This window comes from Bradyrhizobium sp. MI1.7 (assembly GCF_055811795.1).
The window spans coordinates 1-2,589 of record NZ_JBVVPO010000176.1 but is presented as its reverse complement, the minus strand read 5'-3'; the positions used below and the strand labels follow the sequence as shown (position 1 = coordinate 2,589).

3 protein-coding genes and 1 pseudogene are annotated in these 2,589 nt (G+C 58.5%); 2 read left to right on the top strand and 2 right to left on the bottom strand.

Annotated features, from left to right (window positions below; genetic code table 11):
- Positions 1–195 precede the first annotated feature (195 nt).
- Positions 196–523, bottom strand: a pseudogene (locus tag AC0L3X_RS46845) (outer membrane protein); the annotation flags it as partial.
- Between the two features lie 135 nt (positions 524–658).
- On the opposite strand from AC0L3X_RS46845, the gene AC0L3X_RS46840 reads away from it, so the two are divergent.
- On the top strand, positions 659–850 hold the full coding sequence (locus AC0L3X_RS46840) for a hypothetical protein (protein WP_080586686.1): 192 nt from the start codon (positions 659–661) through the stop codon (positions 848–850).
- Between the two features lie 166 nt (positions 851–1,016).
- A complete protein-coding gene (locus AC0L3X_RS46835) occupies positions 1,017–1,637 on the top strand; it encodes a hypothetical protein (RefSeq protein ID WP_371498122.1) in 621 nt (206 codons plus the stop codon).
- A gap of 400 nt (positions 1,638–2,037) precedes the next feature.
- Here AC0L3X_RS46835 and AC0L3X_RS46830 read toward each other — a convergent pair whose 3' ends face one another.
- Positions 2,038–2,493: a GNAT family N-acetyltransferase gene (locus tag AC0L3X_RS46830; RefSeq protein WP_354142352.1), complete on the bottom strand. Its 456-nt coding sequence runs from the start codon at positions 2,491–2,493 to the stop codon at positions 2,038–2,040.
- Positions 2,494–2,589 lie beyond the last annotated feature (96 nt).

The window sequence follows — 2,589 nt, the reverse complement described above, 5'->3', positions numbered from 1 at the left end:
ACCACGTGAGACCTTGCAATTTGAAACGCCAGCAGAGAGATTTAATGCCTGTGTTGCGTCGACCGGTTGAGCCGGCCGGGGGGTAGACTGGAAGAGAACGGCACGCGGCCACCGCAAGGTAGCAAAGGCCAGAAAATTCATAACTACAAAAAAGCCCCGGCGAGCCTGGGCTTTGGTTTGCGAAGGTGGGTGAGATCAGTATCTGGCCGCGACCGGTGCGCCGTATCCACCGAAGCGATAATTCAACCGAAGCGTGACCATGTCAACATCTTGGCTGACCCCGCTGCCGGTGAGGATGAACCCTCCGGGAGTAACCACGCCTGCGAAGCTGGCATTATGACGCCCCATCCAGAGATGGTCGTATTCGATACCGAGCGACCAGTTGGGCGTGAAGCCGTACTCCCAGCCGACACCGAGGGCGCCGCCCCAGCGTGTGTGGCCTGCCGATGCCAGGCCGACCCCGGTGATGTTGTTGAATATATCGAATCGATTTGCGCGTCACGGCGGCGCCGCCCTTCACGTAGAGTGCCCCTTCTGCAACATTCGCCAAAAAAGGGATCGCGCGACTGTCCGCACCGGCATCTATTTGTTGTGTGGGTAGAGCGTCCGGCTAGGGTCAGATTCGGTAAGGGGTAGTGGGCAACTTCAGGGGAGATTGATGCTGAAATTCGTAATTGCGGGTGCTGCGTCTTTGGCTTTGGTGGGAGCGGCAGTTGCCGCGGATCTGCCTCGTCCGCAGCCCGTCGTCCAGACCGCGCCGGTTGGTAAATATCCCGTCGGCAAAACTCCAGTCGGCAAATACCCGATCGGCAAGGCTCCGGCGCCAGCTCCGTTAGTCACCAAGGGCTAATCCCGAAGATTGAAGCGCCTTCGGCCCGTCGGGGCCGGAGGCGTTCACCTCCAGTAATGTTTAGCTTGGGCTGTGTTGGGCCCAAGAAGGGTTGAACGTGGCAAGGGTGATCTGGGAATACCGCGATCTGCGATTTATTGTCGGAGTCGCAATCTTTGCGGCTTCCGTGGGAAGCGCTAGTGCACAGCAACTCGCGGCGCGTGCTGATGTTCAGCAGCGACCGGACACTTCCCCCAAGACCTCAATCAACTCCGCTACGAAAACGGCCGCAGCTGCGCCAGGCAGCCCGCCAGCCACGTCGGATGCAAAGCCGGCCCGGGTATCTTCAGTTAAAGGACCCTACTACGTTGATTTTCGTGCCCGCACTGCTGCATCCTACGGACACGCATTTGTCTGGTACGGCAAGACGAGCCAAAGGGCGGTCGAAGTTGCCGGCCTGCATCCAGCAGGCGACACACTGCCGTACGTATTGGGACATCTCATGTTTGTGCCTTCTGAAACGGGCGCGAGCTACGGCGACCTCGATGAGCAATATTTGACAGCCAGCTATCGAGTCTACTTGAATGAGGCTGACGCCAAAAAGGTATTTGCTTACATCAAACGTCTTCAGGCGACCTCGCCGGTGTGGAACGCGGGAACAACCAACTGCACCAATTTCATCGGTCGCATAGCGAGTTTTATGGGTTTGAAGGCTCCATTCCATTTGTTGAAGCCTGAAGAATACATAAACAAACTCAGAGCGCTAAACGGTGGACGTCAAACGGTGCAATTGGTTGCCGACCGGTAGACCCCGGGAAATGGCGGGCCAAACTCGAGGTGCCATCCGAGCTTGCGTGATGGCGTATCAACGAGCCGGACGGGATGAGCGCGTCGCGTAACGTGTATCGCGATGGCGGCATACACACGGGGCCGCACTGCTCGGCCAGTCTCGCCTAACCGAAAAGGCCGCCAACTGAGGCGGCCGCGGAGGAGCAATGTCCAAGTGGCGGCCTAATCTTTATCTGTCCAGCATTCCAAGGAAACTCTACTGGTCGCGCCCGTGAAGCGGTTTCTGTGTTCGAAGCCTTGCCCGATTGGCTCGTAGCGGAACATCCAGCCGCCAACCAATACGGCGAACACAGTGGCAAATGAAGGCCAGCGGCGCTGGCCCGTCTGCCATTGCAAAGGCCCTCAAGATAGGCCACGCGTCAGTTTATCGCGCGCTTGCGGAGTGATCGGTTGCGCGCGCGTCCCTGCAACGGAAACTTGGTGCGGCCTCGGGGGAGGGCAAAATCCCATGGAAAGCATGCTACCAGGACTGTCTGTGGATCTCGCCCCGCAGCCGACCTGAACCCGAACCTGCCGAAGACCTTCAACATTGATGTGTTCTCGGGCAGGACTTCCGCCGTCAATTCCTTCAGTCCCGTTTCCCTCGTGATGTCGACGAGGTGCCGCATTAGCATCGAGCCAACGCCGCGCCCCTGCCATGCATCGACCACCATGAAAGCCATCTCGGCCCGGCCGGGCTCGGAGACAATATATCGGCGGCCGCCAACCACAGCCTTCCGGCCTGCTTCCTCCGCGCGCGCAACCAAGGCGATTTGATTCTTAAAATCGACGTCCATGAAGAAGGCGCGCTCCTTGTCGGAGAAATGGCGCTTCATCGCAAAAAATCGGCGCTGCAACGTAAGCGCTGTTTCGGTCCCACCTTCCATTGAAGGCGTCGAGCGAGGAATGATCGATCTCTGATTGGAGATCGG

Excerpts from the sequence above, each read along its gene's own strand:
- AC0L3X_RS46840 (WP_080586686.1), top strand. The coding sequence starts at position 659 with ATGCTGAAATTCGTAATTGCGGGTGCTGCGTCTTTGGCTTTGGTGGGA.
- AC0L3X_RS46830 (WP_354142352.1), bottom strand. The coding sequence starts at position 2,493 with ATGAAGCGCCATTTCTCCGACAAGGAGCGCGCCTTCTTCATGGACGTC.